Annotated in this window: 10 protein-coding genes; 4 read left to right on the top strand and 6 right to left on the bottom strand. The window is 60.1% G+C overall.

Annotation, left to right across the window (positions count from 1 at the left end; genetic code table 11):
- Window positions 1-40: 40 nt before the first annotated feature.
- Both VF639_RS22540 and proB read right to left on the bottom strand, forming a co-directional pair.
- Window positions 41-1,291 (bottom strand): glutamate-5-semialdehyde dehydrogenase, encoded by a 1,251-nt coding sequence (locus VF639_RS22540; RefSeq protein WP_331148210.1) that lies wholly within the window; start codon window positions 1,289-1,291, stop codon window positions 41-43.
- 135 nt (window positions 1,292-1,426) lie between these two features.
- Window positions 1,427-2,518 carry a glutamate 5-kinase gene (proB, locus tag VF639_RS22535; RefSeq protein ID WP_331148209.1) on the bottom strand — a complete coding sequence of 364 codons (1,092 nt, stop codon included), beginning with the start codon at window positions 2,516-2,518 and terminating at the stop codon, window positions 1,427-1,429.
- A 77-nt stretch (window positions 2,519-2,595) separates the two neighbouring features.
- Between proB and VF639_RS22530 the strand changes: the two genes are divergently transcribed.
- Window positions 2,596-3,591 (top strand): M28 family peptidase, encoded by a 996-nt coding sequence (locus VF639_RS22530; protein ID WP_331148208.1) that lies wholly within the window; start codon window positions 2,596-2,598, stop codon window positions 3,589-3,591.
- 285 nt (window positions 3,592-3,876) lie between these two features.
- On the opposite strand, the gene VF639_RS22525 is transcribed toward VF639_RS22530, so the two are convergent.
- On the bottom strand, window positions 3,877-8,232 hold the full coding sequence (locus VF639_RS22525; RefSeq protein WP_331148207.1) for a hypothetical protein: 4,356 nt from the start codon (window positions 8,230-8,232) through the stop codon (window positions 3,877-3,879).
- A 415-nt stretch (window positions 8,233-8,647) separates the two neighbouring features.
- On the opposite strand from VF639_RS22525, the gene VF639_RS22520 reads away from it, so the two are divergent.
- From VF639_RS22520 to VF639_RS22510, 3 genes are all read left to right on the top strand, one after another.
- Window positions 8,648-9,553 (top strand): LysR family transcriptional regulator, encoded by a 906-nt coding sequence (locus tag VF639_RS22520; protein WP_331148206.1) that lies wholly within the window; start codon window positions 8,648-8,650, stop codon window positions 9,551-9,553.
- Between the two features lie 64 nt (window positions 9,554-9,617).
- On the top strand, window positions 9,618-10,820 hold the full coding sequence (locus VF639_RS22515; RefSeq protein ID WP_331148205.1) for a threonine synthase: 1,203 nt from the start codon (window positions 9,618-9,620) through the stop codon (window positions 10,818-10,820).
- 428 nt (window positions 10,821-11,248) lie between these two features.
- Entirely contained in the window at window positions 11,249-12,628 is a 1,380-nt protein-coding gene (locus tag VF639_RS22510) for an ammonium transporter (RefSeq protein ID WP_331148204.1), read from the top strand.
- Window positions 12,629-12,916: 288 nt separating this feature from the next.
- Here the strand turns inward: VF639_RS22510 and VF639_RS22505 are convergent, their stop codons facing one another.
- Genes VF639_RS22505 through VF639_RS22495 form a run of 3 tightly spaced genes read right to left on the bottom strand, consistent with a single transcriptional unit; the run spans window position 12,917 to window position 16,900 of the window.
- Window positions 12,917-14,125 carry a tetratricopeptide repeat protein gene (locus VF639_RS22505; protein ID WP_331148203.1) on the bottom strand — a complete coding sequence of 403 codons (1,209 nt, stop codon included), beginning with the start codon at window positions 14,123-14,125 and terminating at the stop codon, window positions 12,917-12,919.
- Window positions 14,126-14,173: 48 nt separating this feature from the next.
- Entirely contained in the window at window positions 14,174-15,511 is a 1,338-nt protein-coding gene (locus tag VF639_RS22500; RefSeq protein ID WP_331148202.1) for a tetratricopeptide repeat protein, read from the bottom strand.
- Between the two features lie 12 nt (window positions 15,512-15,523).
- Window positions 15,524-16,900 carry an ATP-binding protein gene (locus VF639_RS22495; RefSeq protein WP_331148201.1) on the bottom strand — a complete coding sequence of 459 codons (1,377 nt, stop codon included), beginning with the start codon at window positions 16,898-16,900 and terminating at the stop codon, window positions 15,524-15,526.
- Window positions 16,901-17,119 lie beyond the last annotated feature (219 nt).

Below are 17,119 nucleotides of genomic sequence, written 5' to 3'. Positions count from 1 at the left end.
TAAGTAAAGATAAACGACTTTGCTACGAGTCTGGCCGGCGTTACGACGCCCGCACCTGCCCGTTGCCGCGCACCAGCCACTTGTAGCTGGTGAGTTCCTCCAGGCCCATGGGGCCGCGGGCGTGCAGCTTTTGGGTGCTGATGCCGATTTCGGCGCCGAGGCCGAACTGGCCGCCGTCGGTGAAGGCGGTGGAGGCGTTGGCGTACACGGCGGCGGCATCTACGCTGTTGAGGAACAACTCGATGTGCCCCGCATCTTCGGAAACTATGGCTTCGCTGTGCTTGGAACTGTGGGCGGCAATATGGGTTAAAGCTTCATCAAGGTCCGCCACTGTTTTGATGGCCATTCGCAACGACAGAAACTCGGTGCCAAAGTGCTCGGGCGCGGCGGGTTGCAAGAGTTGGCTGGGGTAGAGCCCGCGCAGGGCGGCGTAGGCGGGCTCGTCGGCGTAGAGGGTCACGCCGGCTTCAGCCAGTGGAGCGGCCAGCGCGGGCAAATCAATCAGGCGGGCCTCGTGGAGCAGCAGACAATCGAGGGAGTTGCAGACGCTCACGCGGCGGGTTTTGGCGTTGGCGATGATGGCGCGGCCTTTGGCCAGGTCGGCGGTTTCGTCGAAGTAGGTGTGCACGATGCCCGCGCCGGTTTCAATAACGGGGACTCTGGCGTTTTGACGCACGTACTCGATAAGGCTCTGGCTACCGCGCGGAATCAGCACGTCCACGTAGCCGACGGCCTGTAGTAAAGCCTCGGTGGCTTGGCGGTCGGGGGGGAGGAGGGTGGCGCAGTAGGGGAGCAGGTTGTGCCGGCAAAGGACCTCGTGAACAACGGAAATGATGGCTTGGTTGGAGAAACTGGCGTCGGAGCCGCCTTTGAGCAGGCAGGCATTGCCGGTTTTGAGGCACAGGGCTACCACGTCGAACGTGACGTTGGGACGGGCCTCGTAGATGATGCCCACTACGCCGAGCGGTACCCGGACTTTCGAAATTTGGAGGCCGTTGGGCATGTCTTTCTCCAGCAAAACACTTCCCAAGGGCGAAGGCAAGGCTGCTACGCTTTCAATGTCGCGGGCTATGCTTTTGAGGCGGGCGATGGTGAGTAGCAGCCGGTCGTAGCGCGGATCGTCGGGCGACATGCGCGCCAGGTCTTTCGCGTTTTCACTGAGTAGAAACGGCGTTTTCGCAACGGCTGTGGCCGCCAGGTCGAGCAGCAGGGCATCAACCTTCTCGGGAGCCAGCAGGGCAAGGGTCCGGCTGGCGGTTTGGGTGGCTTGGAAGCTGGCTTGTAAATCCATGGGAAAGAGTGTAGCGTGGTGTACCGCGGAAATCCGTTCCGCGACGAGCACAGCGAGTATCCGATACTGCACCGAGCGGCTCACGCGCGTAGGAACTCGCGTTGCTCGTCGCGGAACGGATTTCCGCGGTACGGCTTAGCTGATTTCGGTGTTCAGAAACAGGTAGTCGTAGTGGACCAGGGGTTTTTGGTGTTGCAGGCCGAGGCGTTCCAGGGCTTTGTCGGCGCCGTATTCGGCTATGCCGAGGCCGATGGGTTTGCCGGCTTCGTCGAGCAAGCGGATGATGTCGCCTTTGGCGAACGTGCCGATGATGCCGAGTAGGCCCACGGGCAGCAGGCTGGTGGCTTTGCCGGGGGTGGTGAGGGCGGCTTTGGCGCCGGCGTTGAGCTGCACGGCCCCTTTGGCGGCGGTTTCGGCGTGGGCCAGCCACTTCTTTTTGCGCGAAGCGGTTCGGTTAGCAACGAATCGGGTGTTTGCTACTTCCTCGGCGAGGAGGCGGGGCAGTACGTTTTCTGTTTTTCCGTTGGCAATATGCACGGCTATGCCCAACTGCGCCACTTTGCGGGCCATGTGGCATTTGGTAATCATACCGCCGCGCCCGAACTGTGAGCGTTGCGTCGTGACGAAGCTGGAAAAACTGGTGGTCGTGGGTTCGATGACGGGAATGAGTTGGGCGCCGGGGGCTTTGGGGTCACCGTCGAAGATGCCGTCTACGTTACTTAGAATCAGCAGGGCATCGGCATCCAGCATCGAGGCCACGAGGCCGGCCAGCTCGTCGTTGTCGGTGAACATCAGTTCGGTGACGGAAATAACGTCGTTTTCGTTAACCACCGGGATGATGCTGTTTTGCAGCAGCGCCCGGAAGCAGTTTTGCATGTGCAGGTAGTGCTGCCGGTCCCGGAAGTCCTCTTTGGTCACAAGCACCTGCGCGCACACCAGCTCGTGTTCCCGAAACAGCTCGGCATACGTGGCCAGCAGCTTCACCTGCCCCACCGCCGCCAGCAGCTGGCGGCTGCTTACGGCGTCGGCCTTGGGCGAAACCGTCACCAGGCTGCGCCCTGCCGCCACCGCCCCCGACGACACCACAATTACCTCCTTGCCGGTTTTTTTGAGGGCGGCAATCTGGTCGACCAGGTGCTGAATACGAGCCGTATCGGGTAGGCCATCTTCTTGCGTGAGGACGTTGGAGCCAATTTTTACAATAATTCTCTGGTAAGGAAGCGCCATGGTACAGGGGGTTTCTGTGCCGTTAAGGTAGGCAGAGAATGACATGACCACATTCCCCTTTTCCTCGTTTACTGCTCATGCATCATCTCCAGAGCTACGCGTACGGACTGTTGTTTGCCCTGCTCGGCGCGGCGGGCTGTGAGCATGCTGGCTCGCAACGTGGCTCGTCTTCCTCTCCTTCTGCTATGTCTTCTCAAGCCCCCCAAGCTACGCGTGCCGACCAAAACCGACTGCATGCCGATGTGAAGTTTCTGACCTCGCTGCAACCCGCTCGTAATTACCGCAACCTCCAATCGCTCAACCAGGCCGCCGACTATATAAAAGCGGATTTTATGAAACTGGAAAACGGCCACGTGGAAGAGCAAACCTTTAAGGCCGACGGTCGGCAGTACCGCAACATCATCTTATGGTTCGGCCCAAAAGATGCGCCACGCCTGGTAATAGGGGCTCACTACGACGTGTGCGGCAACCAGCCCGGCGCCGACGACAATGCCAGCGCCGTAGCGGGCCTACTGGAAACAGCCCGGCTGCTGCAAGCCCTCGGCGCCAACCCCAAATACCGCGTCGAGTTAGTAGCGTATCCCAATGAGGAGCCGCCCTATTTCGCCACTGAATACATGGGCAGCGCCGTACACGCCAAGGCCCTGCACGACGCCAAGGTGCCCGTGCGGGCCATGCTTTGCTACGAGATGATCGGCTACTTCCGCGACGAGCCCGGCTCGCAGCGCTTCCCCAATGAGCAGCTGGCCGCGCTCTACCCCAACACCGGCAATTTTATCACGGTAGTGGGCCGCGTGGGGCAGGAAAGCTTCACTCAGCAAGTGCAGGAGCTGATGAAAACCAAGGCCGGCATCGACGTGCAGCGCATCAACCTGCCCGCCGAAATGGGCCTGGCCGGCCTCTCCGACCACCGCAACTACTGGAAATACGGCTACGAGGCACTCATGATCAACGACACCTCCTTCCTGCGCAACCCCAACTACCACCTGCCTTCCGATACCATCGACACGCTGGATTTCCAGCGCATGGCCGAAGTGGTGAACGGCGTGTACGCGGCCATAATGGGGCTGTAGGGCCTCACCCCCGGCCCCTCTCCCGTGGAGAGGTGGAGCCCGACGACACAGCGCCGCCCGTTCAGCTGGCGCCTCACGAACGGCTACCTCTTAGTAATAAATTGAAAAGTCTCGAGGCAGACTGCCTCGAGACTTTTTCATGAGTTTTTCTATTCCTAAAAACCAACTCTCACTCCTGAAACCCAACGTACACTGCGGTAGCCGTTCGTGAGGCGCCAGCCGAACGGGCGGCGTTGTGTCGTCGGGCTCCACCTCTCCACGGGAGAGGGGGCGGGGGGTGAGGCCCTATTCTTCTGTCTCCGGGGCGGGTGCGAAACGGTCTTTGAAGCGGGCGTACAGCGCATTCATAGCCAGCAGCAGCAAGCCCATGAGAATGAAGACGATGGCGCGGGTGATGGTGCCGCTCTGGCTTAGGTCGTGGAAAACCAGGCGTACCAGGCAGATGGCAATGCCTACCAGGGAGGCATTGCGCAGGTCCTGGCGGCGGAGCAGCAGGCTGCTGATGAAGGCGGCCATGACTTCCACCATCAGCAGCACCGTTAGCACCGAGTTGTCGAAGGACTGAACCAGGAACAGCATGAGCGCTACGAAGGACGGATACAGCAGCACCGGCACCAGCACCGGCAGTGGCAACCGGCCAAGAGCAGCCAGCGGCGCCAGCCCCGAGGGCCAATAGGCGTCATCGGTGGGCAGCGGCGGCTGGTTGAACGATACGGCGGCGTAAACGAAAAGCAGTACTACAGTGGTGGCAGCGGCCAGCCAGCGGGCCGTTAGGAGTTGGCCGGGGGCGAGGTGTGCCAAGGCCACGTAGCTGCTCCAGAGCACGGCGGCGCCAAAGAAAAACACGCCGTACACCCGTACCCGCCGGAGCCGGTAGGGCAACTGGCGGGCACCCAAAGTCAGCGCAAAGGCTAGCAGTATCCATAGCAGCGCTTGCCATTCCACCTTGATTTCCCACCACAGCGTGAAGGCAGCGAAGAGCACCGTCAGCTCGGGAAGCAGCGGCTGCACGTACTGCGTGGAACGATACACCGGCTTGGTAGTAGGCAGGCGCTGCCACGCAAAGCCACCTAGTGCCAGCAGCAGGGCCGCAGCGGTGAAGCGGCGCGCAGGGAAGCCTAGGAGCAGGTCGGGGGAAGAGGCTGCCAGCAAGTCGAGGTGCCCAAACAAGGAGAGCGTGAGCAAACCGTAGGTGAGGTGCAGTAGGAACCGGTCGGGGTGGCCGTGCCGGGCCAGGACTTCCGCGGTAACCAGGCGCTGGCGCACTACGTGGGCCGTTTCGGCCGCGGTGGCGGCCAGCAGCACCCACAGCAATACCGGCAAGGCTTCGGTGCGCGGCGCGAAGGCTACCCAAATGCTCAGCGTGGCGTGCAAGCCGAGCAGATACAGCCAGGGCCAGCGCACGTACTGTTGCCGGCCTTCCCACCACGAGCAGGCCAGTCCGATGCCCGACAGTGCCAGCAGCGGCAGCAGATAGCCTAGCAGCGGGAAAGGTTGAAAAGTCGATTGTACCGGCAGTACCTCGCTCCACTGCAACCCGTGGTAGCCAACAGTCAGCAATAGCAAACCCAACCATAAACCTGGTACCGTTGCGTAGCGCCGCAATACCAGAAGCGTGCCTGCCAGGCCAGCAACAACCCAACCCGCCCAAGTGTATTCGTACACCAAACCGCCCGCGGCTAGCAGCAACAGTCCGGCCAGGGTGCCAAGCAGGCGCAGCCGGTAAAGCGGATTATAGGAAAGAGCCATTGCATCGAGCACCGGCGCTGCCATCCGATGTAGCCAGGCTTGCGCGCCGACCGTAGCCAGCGCCGCGCCCGTCAGCAGCAAGGCCCGCAGGGTGTCTGAGACGAGCCCATGACTGGTGCCATACACCAGCGGAGCCAGGGCCGCCGCCAGCAGCACCGACGTATAAAGTAGAACCCGGTACACCGGCCACTCGGCCCGCCAGGCCAGTAGCAACGTGAGCGTCAGGGTTTCGAGGTAGAGCAGCGTGAGCGTAGCCGGCCAGGAGAGGCCCGCTTCGTGCAAGCCCAAGATGGCTACGGCCAGCAGCAATTGACCCAGCAGCAAGTGCAGCGGCCGAAACCAGCCCGAGCTGCCGCGCATCCACCACGCCAACCCAAACACGCCGCCTGCCGCCGCGGCCAAACCACTCGTCAGTGCGGCTACTGGTGGCGTAGCAAAGCCAAACAACGCCTGCGTCAGCAGCAAACTGCCACTTAAGTAAAACAGGCCCGCCAGCACCCGCAGGCCACTGTGCAAGCTCCGGTCGTTGGGCTCAAACAACAGTGCGGCCAGTTGTGGCAAGCGCCCCGTCAGGTGCAGAGCAATCGAGCTGCTGAAAGCGGCCAGTAACAAGAGTAGCGCATTGCGGTGCAACTCAGGTCCCGAAAGATGCAGCAGCAAAGTAGTAGCGGCCAAGAGCAGCCAGCCACCACTGAGCACGGTGCCCACCAGCAGCGCCCGATAAGCGGCCGGTTCGTTGCGGCGGCCCAAGATCCCCGCTACCAACATACTTTCCAGGTACAGCACCACGGCTACGGCCGGCCACACCAAACCCGCCTTGTGCAGCCCTAAAATAGCGATTATCACCAGGGCCTGCCCGCACAGCAAATGCATAGTCCGGAACCAGCCGCGAGTTGAACGCAGCCACCAGGCCACCCCGAAAAGTGCCCCGGCAGCCGCAGTAGCGCCGCTCAGCAGCCCCATTACCGGCGGATTCGGAACGCCAAACAGGGCTTGCACCAGCAAGGCCGCCCCACCTAGATATAACGCGCCCACCATGCCCCCAAAGCCGCGGTATAGCTCCTGGCCGCTCGGCTCGTCGGCGTTATCCAGTAAAGCTTGGCGTTGCACCAAATGGAAATAGCCCGCTCCGAATAGCCCGGCCAGCAGCAGCAAGCCCGCATTGCGGTGCAGCTCTGTGGGGGTGTACGAGGTAATCTGCGCGATATTGAGCACCAGCAGGCCCACGCCCACCAGCAAAGCGCCGGCCGATGCCACCTGAAACACCACCACTTCCCGTTCCCGGGCCATAATGAAGGCAATCAGCAAGGTTTCGAGCAGCATAAACAGCAGCACGAGCGTGCCGGTAGCATGCCAGCCCTGCAACGAAAAGGCCGTAAACAAAGCCAGAATCAAGGAAATGATGCTGTCGGTGCGGAACAGCCACCGGATGCCGAGCTGCCGAGCCTGCCGGGCCACCCAAAACGTGAGCAGGGCGCCCAAGCCGAGCGGTACGGTTTTCCAGGGCGAGCCGGTGCTGTATTGGTAGAGGTTGATGCCCAAGCAAGTCCAGTTCAGCACGTGGGCCGAAAACAGCAGCGCGTCAAACCGCACGCTGGCGTACACCTTCCGATACTGCACTACCGCTGCCGCTACGCCCACCAGCAACACCAGCCCCATAGCGCTTAGCCGGAGCAGATTGGAAGGCGGGGCCACCGCCACGAGCGAATAGTGCCAGTATTGGTGAAACAAGAAAAAGCTGATGATGCTAAGCAGCAGCTGATAGCGCCAGCGCTGCCGGTACGTAATAGCAATGCTAAACGCCGTGACCCCCGCCGCCGCGGCCAGTGCCAGTAAGTCGTGCGGCAGCACTGCCAGCGCCACCAAACTCAGCACCCCGTGCAGCGTCGCCACCGATTCCCGACTCGCGTCCCACGCCAGCCACAGGTTGGCGGCTACGCCCGCCAAAAGCAGCAGGTAGCTAAACGGGGCCTCCACCCACTGCAAACCCGGCACGCTCACGGCGCCCACGCAGGCAAACAGAAACACGGCCGCCGCACTGCTTTGCAGCCATACGTGCAGCTGCGCCGCAAACGGCTTGGGCCGCAAATAATAATGCAACCCGAGCAGCGCCACCGCAAAGGCGTTAATCATGCCGAAGCGGGCCGGCGCACTAACGCGCAAGGCGGTATAAACGCCCAAAAACCCGATACCAGTCACGAGGATTATGGCCCCCAAAATGCCGGTCCAATTGTCGAGTAGCAGTTGTTCTACCCGGTCCCACCAACTCGGACCTGCTGGTGCGGCGGCCACTGGTGCCGGAATCAACCGCGGAGCCGGACGAGGGGCAGGTGCTGACACGGGCCGCGCTGTTGGCGCCGGAGCTGGTGTTGGTGCCGGAGTAGGGAGAGGAGGCCTCGGCACTGGAGTGGCTGCGTCAGCGGCGGGAGGTGCTACGGGCGGGGCAGGAGCCGCAGGAGCAGTTGCAGCAGGAGCCTCAATGGGCGCTGGTGTTGGCTCGGCTGCTTGTTGAAGGGGTGGTGCAACCGGCGCGGGTGGCACCGTAGCGGGAGGTGTGGCCGCTGCCGGTGGGGTAGGTTCGGCCGCCGTAGCGGGTGTTAGCGCCGCCGATTTATACCAGTCTAAAGCAGTAGGTGGTTCGGCGACTTTTGGTGCTGCTATGGCGGGTGGCGCTGCCACTATGGGCGGTGGTACCGGTGCCACCGGCGGAGGTGCTTGGCGCGGTTGAAGTCGTTGCAGTTCTTGGCGCAGCCGCTCCACAGTTCCTGAGAGAGCCAAGTGTTCTTCTTCGCGCTTTTGCAGTCGTTGACTCAACTCCCGCACGCGTTTACTGAAATTCTGATACAGCAAGGCGCCTACTACGGCCACCAGCATCAGCAAGGATGTCCCCATACAGGTAATGGTTAAGAATAAAACACGAACTGGCCGCCGTCAAGCAACCGATAATAGCGCGGGCTAGGCGCGGCCGGTAACGATAGAAGCCGCTGCCGATAGCCCGCAATAGCATAGGGACCGGAACTTACAAATTCATCTTAGAATAACAATCAAATAAATGACAAAATTTTACACATATTTTCCGAATAGCCCCTCTGACTTGTTTTAGAGTCAGTGGAAAGAGTAGCGCGGAAGTCACAGGAAATCCGTTCCGCGACGAGCACAGCGAGTATTCAGCATTGCGCCAACGCGTTGGAACCCACCTGCGGCTCGTCGCGGAACGAGTTTCTGCGCTAGGCTCCAGACAACCTAGAGCCGTATTTCGCAAGCACGGCTGCTTACCTTGCTGCATCCTCCCGACCCCGTTCTTCCCATGCTTTCCCACCCGCACGAAATTTTCCTGGAAGTAGCCCGGCAGCTCAGCTTCACTAAGGCCGGACAAACGCTCTTTTTAAGCCAGTCGGCGGTGAGCAAGCAGGTGAAAGCGCTGGAAGAGCACTATAAAATTGGCCTGTTTGAGCGGCTCGGCAACAGCATCATGCTGACCCCGGCCGGTGAGCTGCTGTATAGCAAGCTGCTGCTGGCCAAACAGCTGCAGCACGAGTTGCATCAGGAATTCACGGTTCTCAGCAACGACTTCTCGCCGCAGGTGCGCATGGTAATTGGGGCCAGCACCACCATTTCGCTCTACGTCATCCCGCCGGTACTCTCGGCCTACCTCAACAAGTACCCCAACACCCAGCTCACCCTCAAAAACCGCAACAGCGAAAACATCCTGAAGGCGCTGCTAGAGCACGAAATCGACCTCGGCATCATCGAAGGCATCCACAAAGTCAGCAACGTAACCTACACGCCCCTACTCACCGACGAAGTAGTGGCAGTGTGCTCCACCCGCAGCCCCATTCACAAACAGGAGCTAACAGCCCACGACTTGCCCAAAGTACCCGTCGCCCTGCGCGAAACTGGCTCCGGCACGCTGGCCGTGCTAGAGGAAGCCTTGGCGGCACATCACATCAAGCTCACCGATTTGTCGGTGAAAGTGCGGCTCGGGGGTACGGAAGCTCTCAAGAATTTCGTGCGGGTTGATACCTGCCTGGCCTTTCTGCCTCGGCAGGCGGTGCTCAAAGAACTGGAGTCGGGGGAGTTACAGGAGGTGCGCATCTGGGACCTGAATCTGGTCCGTCATTTCGATTTTGTGCAGCGCAAAGGCACTGAAAACAACGTGCCGTACAAGAGCTTCGTGCAATTCACGCGGCGCTACTATTCCAAGGCGGAATAGGCTATTCCAAATAGCCGTTCGTTTCAGGAATACCAACGGAGGAGGTTTGCGTTGATTGTTCGCTATGAAAACTCTTCTTGCCCCCTCCACCCGCCTGCACGAGCTGCACTGCGCCGCCTGCCACACTGCCTACTCCGCCTTCACTCTACAGCGCGTGTCGGAGTGCTGCGGGCAGCCGCTGCTCGCCACTTACAACCTGGCAGAACCGCTGCCCCGCACAGTATGCATTGAGGCCACCGAAAACTCGATGTGGCGCTACCGGGCCTTGCTGCCGCTGTTCGACGAGGCCCACCGGGTAAGCTTAGGTGAAGGCTGGACGCCGCTCTTGGAGTTGCAACGCCTCGGTGCGCGCTACCACCTGCACGATTTACGCCTCAAAGACGAAGGCCAAAATCCTACCGGCTCCTTTAAGGCCCGCGGCCTGAGCATGGCCGTTTCCAAAGCTCTGGAGCTAGGCGCCACCGGCTGCATTATCCCCACCGCCGGCAATGCCGGTGTAGCCATGGCCGCCTACTGCGCCCGCGCTGGCCTGCGGGCTGTAGTCGTGATGCCGCGCCACACCCCCAAAGCCTTTAAAGAAGAGTGCTACTGGTACGGCGCCGAAGTTCACCTCGTCGAGGGCCTCATCAACGACTGCGCCGCCCGCGTCCGGGAACTGAACGCCAACGGTGAACTGCTCGATGTTTCGACCCTGAAAGAGCCCTACCGCCTCGAAGGCAAGAAAACCATGGGCTACGAGCTGGCCGAACAACTCAAATGGCAGTTGCCCGGCGTACTGCTCTATCCCGCCGGGGGCGGCACCGGCCTGATTGGTATCTGGAAGGCGTTTCGGGAGATGAAAGCCCTCGGTTGGCTGCCCCAAGATGCCAAGCTGCCGCGCATGGTAGCCGTGCAGGCCGCCAACTGCTGCCCCCTGGTAGCAACCCGCGGCGGCCAGCAGCCCAACTGCCACGCCTACGTTGGCCGGCCCACCATTGCCAACGGCCTGGCCGTACCGCGCCCCCTCGGCGAGCAACTGATGCTGCAAGTCCTCGACGAGTCGCAGGGCACCGCCATTAGCATCACCGACGAGCAGATGCTGGAAGGCATGCGCGAGCTAGCGCAGCTGGAAGGCTTGTTTGTAGCGCCCGAAGGTGGCGCCGTTTGGATGGCAGCTCGTCACCTGCTCGAAAGCGGCTGGCTGAAACCCGAGGAGCAAATACTCCTCCTCAACACCGGTTCCGCCCAAAAGTACCTAGACAACGTCGAAGGCCGACACGAGAAATAACCTCTCCGCCGCGCTAACCAAAAGCAGCCGGAACCCCAATCCCAACCGTCCCAAACGGGCCCTAACCGTCGATATTTCGACGGTTGGGGCCCGTTTGAGCTTTTTAGCGCGGAAGCCACAGGAAATCCGTTCCGCAACGAGCAACGCGAGTTCCTACGCGTTGGCGCCGTACCGGATACTCGCTGTGCTCGTCGCGGAACGGATTTCCTGTGGCTTCCGCGCTACACTCCTTTTCGTCTTTATTAAGTTAACCCTTAGCTTTTCTAATAGGCTGCTTTTGAGGAGCGGGTTCTTGAAGAAGGGTGCTACTGCTGGAAAAGCATAACTAAATAAAAGAATGCCACTAAAAATTAGGGCATGTTGTCAGTTTTTACACCGTGTTTGTATACTTTAGCCTTCGAGACGTGAGTGTAATCTAACTACGAGCTATGATTCCTGTATCGAAGCGGCCTACCAGCCTGAGTTTGTTTGCCCTGGTGACGCTTGTGGCCTTGGCCTTGCTAGCTGCTTTTGTAGAGGTACCGCATCCTGCGGCGGCCCCCGGAGCCATCAACGGCGCTGATGTTGCCTGGATGCTAATTGCAACGGCCTTTGTGCTGATTATGACGCCGGGGTTGTCGTTCTTCTACGGCGGCATGGTACGGCCTAAGAACGTTATTAGCACCATGCTGCAAAGCTTCGTGGCGCTAGGCGTCATTTCCATTGTGTTTTACTTTGTAGGCTTCTCGCTTAGCTACGGCGACTCCTGGCATGGTTTGATTGGCAATCCGCTCACGTTTGCCATGTTGCGCAATGTGGGCACGGCGCCGCATCCGTTGTTATCGCCTACTATTCCGTTTGTTCTCTTTTTCGCCTTCCAGCTTAAGTTTGCCATTATCACGCCGGCACTTATCACGGGGTCGTTTGCCGAGCGGGTGCGCTTCAAAGGCTATTTGGTCTTCATGGTGCTGTTTTGCTTGTTCATCTACTGCCCGCTAGCCCACTGGACTTGGCATCCCGAGGGTTTCCTGCGCAAATGGGGGGTGCTTGATTTTGCCGGCGGCACAGTTGTGCATATTTCAGCTGGTATCGCCGCCTTAGCGGGGGCCACCGTGCTCGGCCGCCGCGCCACTCACTTGACTAACACGGTGTTTTCAACCCCCAACGTGCCCTACGTACTGCTCGGTACGGGCTTGCTGTGGTTTGGCTGGTTTGGCTTCAATGCCGGCTCGGCCCTCGGCGCCAACGAATTGGCCGTAACGGCTTTCGTGAACACCAACCTGGCTTCGGCCGCTGCCCTTGTGGCTTGGATGCTAGCCGATGTGGTGCGGGGCAGCAAGCCGTCGGCTATGGGCGCGTGCATTGGAGCCGTGGTTGGTCTGGTGGCTATTACACCCGCCGCGGGCTACGTGACCTACGGCCAAAGCTTGCTTATTGGGGTGGTAGGCGCCCTGGTCAGCAACGTGGCGGTGCATTGGCAAAACAGCCGGACCACTATCGATGATACGCTCGACGTATTTCCCTGCCACGGGCTCGGGGGCATAGTGGGCATGTTGCTCACCGGTGTTTTCGCCGACAAAGTTGGTTTGATCCACGGTACTGCCACCGTATTCGGCTACCACGTGCTCGGCCTTGTAATTGTGATTGCCTATTCTTTCGTAGGCTCTTGGGTGCTGCTCAAGCTAACCGACCGGTTCTTCGGCCTGCGCGTGAAGCTGCAGGAAGAAGCCCTCGGCCTCGACCTAAGCCAGCACGAGGAATCAACCTACCATGTAGACGAAGACTTTGAGCGCACCTACCGCAAGGAACTGGCGAAGGAAAGCGTATAGTACTCTTGATACCGACGTGCTACCAAGCACAGAATAACCCGGCATTAAGTGAGTAGGGAGAGGGAGAAAAAGCCGTCAGAGGGGGGATCTGACGGCTTTTTTACGTCTAGGCTAGTGTGCAAATAGTAAAGTCCGGCCTTGTACCCTTCGCAATAACCTGCTCTATCCGCCGTCCGCCTAAAATATTTCGCGTGCATAGTTGAACGGGGGTAGAGACGCGAAGTATCGCGTCTCTACCCCCGTTCAACTATGCACGCGAGAGGCTTCAACATAGGCCTTCAGCCTTTCCTAGCTCAATGCGGTGCCCCAGATAAACAGCAGCCAGATAATGAACATGAGGCCCATTGCACCTTTAGAAAGGTCGCCTTCGATGTTTAGCACCTGTAGCCCCACTCCGGCTACCCCTAACACCAGCAAGGCCGCCGTTGCCGCTATGGCCCACTGGCGCGGGCGTTCCGCCACGTTGGGCCGGAGCGCTACCATCAGGGGGAAAAGGGCCATCAATAAGCTGCTTCCTAGCACACTGGCCCACGCAAAGTCAGTTAGCGCAGCAGCAACCAGCAGGGCGGCCCCCACCCCAACGGTGCCCATAAATACCAGGGCCTGTCGGCGTTGGGCTTCGGAAAGAGCGTGGCGGCCGTAGGTGTTGAGTTGCAGTAAGCCGTTGAAAATAGGATCGGCAAACCAGCTCATAAACACCAGCGGCAAGTACAGCGGCAACAGCAGCGGCACGAAACGCACCAATATGTAAATGCCAAAAAACATCAGGCGGCGCGTGCCGTCGCCTAAGCCCTGCGTCCAGACGCTGAAGCGCAGGAACGACCGGTAGATCCAATAGCGCGCCTTTAGCGCCTCCACGAGTCCCTCACGGGCATAGTCGGAAGTGGGGTTCAGGCGGAGGGCGTTGCGGAAATGGTCGAGGGCGGCGTGGTGCTGACCGGCTTCGAGGGCCACCCAACCGGCATCGGCATGGGTGCCGGCATCGTCGGGGTCGTGGCGGAGGGCTTGCTGGAGCGAGTCGGCGGCATCGGTGGGGCGGCCGAGGCGGGCCAGGCAGCGGGCCCGCAAGCCAAGGCAGTCGACGTGTTGGGCATCGTAGTAAAGACCCGCTTCGGCGGCCCGCAACGCGCCTTCCCACTGGCCCCGCTGAAACCGAATCTGCCCGAGCAAGTGGTGGTAGTTAGGGTCGGTGGGGTCGAGGGCCAGGGCTTGCTCGATGGCCTGCTGCGCCGCCGGTAGCCGCTGCTGGCGCTGATGCGCGAGGCTGAGCAAGTAATAGGCAAAGTCGTATTCCGGCGCCAATCCAATGGCCGTTTCAACTTCCTGCTGCCCCTGCGTTAGCTGTTGCTGGTCGAGCAGAGCCATGCCCAGCCAGGCGTGCGCCAGCGGATTGTTGGGATCCTGCTGCAGCGCCCGACGCAGTTCCTGCTCGGCCTGCGGGGCGCGCCCCTGGCGCAGTAGCAACAGAATCCGGTCGGGCCAGTTGGGTTGTTCCATGGGATAAGCGGTACTTAATTAATGGATAATTGTCTTCTGAAAGAATATCTACGACACGGGGTATCGGCGCACAGGTCGGAAAACCTGATAGAGCAAAAGAAAAAGTCCGAAAAAAGCCAGAAAGCCACGGCAGTCTTCGGCTGCGTTTGTCGCGCCTAGCAGGCTGTAGGCTTTCAATAGCGCATTGCCGCCCGGTGAGAGCAGCAGGCAAACTCCCAGCGGGAAATGCTTTTGCCCTTTTCGGAAGCGCAGCCAGTAATTGCGCAAGGGAAAAACTAAACCACCAACTACCAGTAGCCAGATCAGCGGCGGCCAGGGCGGTAGCAGGGCAGCAGCCAATGCCGCAAAGCCCCATCCGATACCCCCGAAAAACCAAGCGTCGGTAGGCGTTGGCGTGGCCAGTTGCTGCTTATATCGCCAATCCAGCACTAAGCTAAGCAGATAAACTACAAGCAGAACAGGTAACAGTAAACAATAAAGTAAGGCCCTGCCAATGCCTAGTAGCTTGCCGGGTAAGCCGGAATTGCGCCATTGGCTCTGCACATCAGACGTCCAACCAGACGCCCACCGCAGTGGCGCGTGCCACCACATGGTGGCACGCAAGGCCTGTAGCAGAAGCTGTTGTGCTACTGCAAGCGTTGAATTCAGTTGTACCGCTTCCTGAAAACAAGCAACGGCAGAGGGGTAAGCGCGGTACAGAAGGGCCTGTTCGCCACGATCTAGTAGTAGGCGTAACAGTTTTTCCTGTGCCACACTGTCGCTAGGATCCAGCCGCAGGGCTTCTCGAAAGTGGGTTTCCGCCACCAACGGGTGCATGTCGCGCTGCGCACTTTCCCCTAAAAGCCGTTGCGATAGGGCATGGTTTGGATGCTGCTGCGCTAGCTGCATGATAGTAGCTGTGGCTTCCGGGAACCGCTGTAGTTTTCTAAGAGCCAGAATGCGCTGATACAAGCATTCCAGATTGCGCGGGTTGATGGCCAAACCCGCATTAGCGGCCCACAATGCGTCAGCTTCTTGTCGCCGGGTGTTCAGAATAACTGCCTTGTAGCCGTGGTAGTTCGCATTTTGGCTATCAAGGCGCAGTGCTTCGCCAATAGCTTGCAAAGCCGCGTACGTCTGCGAACTACGCAATAGTGCTACGCTGTGGAAGTAGTGAGCATCACTGCTTTCGGCATCAAGCGCAATGGCCTGCACAATGGTTTCTAAGGCCTCGGTAGCACGTCCTGATTGGTTTAGAAGCGTGACTGTTAGCAACTCATACGCCACTGCCTCCTGCGGATCGGCTGCCAGATGCCGCCGAACTACCTGCTCGGCCTGCTCGGGTCGGCGCACGGCCAGCAAGTGCTGTACTGCTTCCTGCCACCTGTCGGCGCGCATAGTTTCCATCGCAGTGGCTGGCTACGCCGACGGCTTCTTGATGCCCAGGTACACCAGAATGTCGTCGTAGACGCCGCCTTCGTTGGAGTACAGGGCGTAATTTTTAGCAGTAGCAAACCACTCGCGGGTGCTGGCGCGCACTTTGCCGGCAGCATCGGCTAGCGTGGCGTGCTCCAGCGGCAGGGGCTTGCCAGCCTTCATCGACTCGCGCAGGCGGTTTTCTACGGCCACATCCACCACGGCTTGCAGGTCGGCGCCAGAGTAGCCGCTGGTGGCGGCGGCTAGCTTGCGTAAATTGACGGAGGGCGCTACGGGTTTGCCCCGCAGCAGCACTTCCAGCACGGCGGCGCGGGCGGCTTCGTCGGGTGGGGTTACCAGCAGTATCCGGTCGAAGCGGCCGGGGCGGCGGAAGGCGGAATCGAGGTGCCAGGGGGCGTTGGTGGCCGCCAGAATAAGTACGCCGTCGTTGGAGGCGGTGGCGCCGTCGAGCTCAGCCAGAAACTGGTTGATAACCGTCCGGCCGGCGCTTTGGCGCAGGTCGTGGCGGTTGGCGGCCAGGGCGTCTACCTCATCGAAAAACAGCACGCACGGGGCCTGCAAGCGGGCCTGCTCGAAGAGCTGGTGCAGATTCCGCTCACTGTTGCCGAGCCACATATCCAGAATGTCGTTGATGCCGACGTGGATGAAGGAGGCCTGCACCTCGCCGGCTGTGGCGCGGGCCAGGTAGGTTTTGCCGCAGCCGGGCGGGCCGTAGAGCAGCAGTCCGCCGCCGGTGGCTTTGCCGTAGGCCTTGTACAGATCCGGAAATTGCAGCGGGTGAATGATTTTCAGCCGGATTTCCTCTTTGAGAGCTTCCATGCCGCCCACATCCGAAAAGTTGATTTCCGGCTTTTCGAGGTTGCCAAACAGGGCCTGTTCATCGGTTACGGGCAAGCCAGGGAAGGGCGCCGCCGTGGGTGGACCGCCGTGCGCGGGTTGGGCCGGAGCCCGTTCGCGCAGCTTGGCAGCCAGCTCGGCATCTTCCAGCGTAGGATTGTGGTGCAAAGCGGTTTCGTAGGCTTCGCGAGCGGCGGGTAGCTGGCCCGTGGTGGCCAAGAGGTGGGCGTGCAGCAAGTGAGCCCGTGCGTGGTCGGGGTGGGCTTCGAGCAGCTCTTCTACCACTACAAAAGCCGCCGAGGTTTTGCTTAGGCCCGCGTAGGTTTTAGCTAACCCGAGCTGCAAATCAGCATCGGTGGGCACTTGGCGCAAGCCCGCGCGGTACAGGTCTTCGGCCTCGGCCAGCCGGCCAGCTTCAACTAGTAAACCGCCTACATGCTTGCGTAGTGGTACATTCTCGGGCGAAAAAGCCAGGGCGTCCAGCAACGGTTGAATAGCAGATGGATCGGGTGATAGAGCCATGAATAAGTTGCTAATTGGTAATCGATACGATGCTTGAGGTAGCGCGGAAGCCACAGGAAATCCGTTCCGCGACGAGCAACGCGAGTTCCTACGCGTTGGCGCCGTACCGGATACTCGCTGTGCTCGTCGCGGAACGGATTTCCTGTGGCTTCCGCGCTACAGCTCGAACAGCCAGTGAAACAGGGAAATCAAATTCCTGGAACACAAAAGTTCAAAGTT

Origin of the sequence: Hymenobacter sp., from assembly GCF_036387835.1 — a bacterium.
Taxonomy (GTDB): Bacteria; Bacteroidota; Bacteroidia; order Cytophagales; family Hymenobacteraceae; genus Hymenobacter.
The sequence above is the reverse complement of the archived record's forward strand: the minus strand, read 5'-3'. Positions and strand labels throughout refer to the sequence as shown.

What these genes read in the sequence shown, in the direction of transcription:
- VF639_RS22525 (WP_331148207.1), bottom strand. Translation starts at nt 8,232, where the DNA reads ATGGGGACATCCTTGCTGATGCTGGTGGCCGTAGTAGGCGCCTTGCTG.
- VF639_RS22500 (WP_331148202.1), bottom strand. Translation starts at nt 15,511, where the DNA reads ATGGAAACTATGCGCGCCGACAGGTGGCAGGAAGCAGTACAGCACTTG.
- VF639_RS22505 (WP_331148203.1), bottom strand. Translation starts at nt 14,125, where the DNA reads ATGGAACAACCCAACTGGCCCGACCGGATTCTGTTGCTACTGCGCCAG.
- VF639_RS22520 (WP_331148206.1), top strand. Translation starts at nt 8,648, where the DNA reads ATGCTTTCCCACCCGCACGAAATTTTCCTGGAAGTAGCCCGGCAGCTC.
- proB (WP_331148209.1), bottom strand. Translation starts at nt 2,518, where the DNA reads ATGGCGCTTCCTTACCAGAGAATTATTGTAAAAATTGGCTCCAACGTC.
- VF639_RS22510 (WP_331148204.1), top strand. Translation starts at nt 11,249, where the DNA reads ATGATTCCTGTATCGAAGCGGCCTACCAGCCTGAGTTTGTTTGCCCTG.
- VF639_RS22530 (WP_331148208.1), top strand. Translation starts at nt 2,596, where the DNA reads ATGCATCATCTCCAGAGCTACGCGTACGGACTGTTGTTTGCCCTGCTC.
- VF639_RS22495 (WP_331148201.1), bottom strand. Translation starts at nt 16,900, where the DNA reads ATGGCTCTATCACCCGATCCATCTGCTATTCAACCGTTGCTGGACGCC.
- VF639_RS22540 (WP_331148210.1), bottom strand. Translation starts at nt 1,291, where the DNA reads ATGGATTTACAAGCCAGCTTCCAAGCCACCCAAACCGCCAGCCGGACC.
- VF639_RS22515 (WP_331148205.1), top strand. Translation starts at nt 9,618, where the DNA reads ATGAAAACTCTTCTTGCCCCCTCCACCCGCCTGCACGAGCTGCACTGC.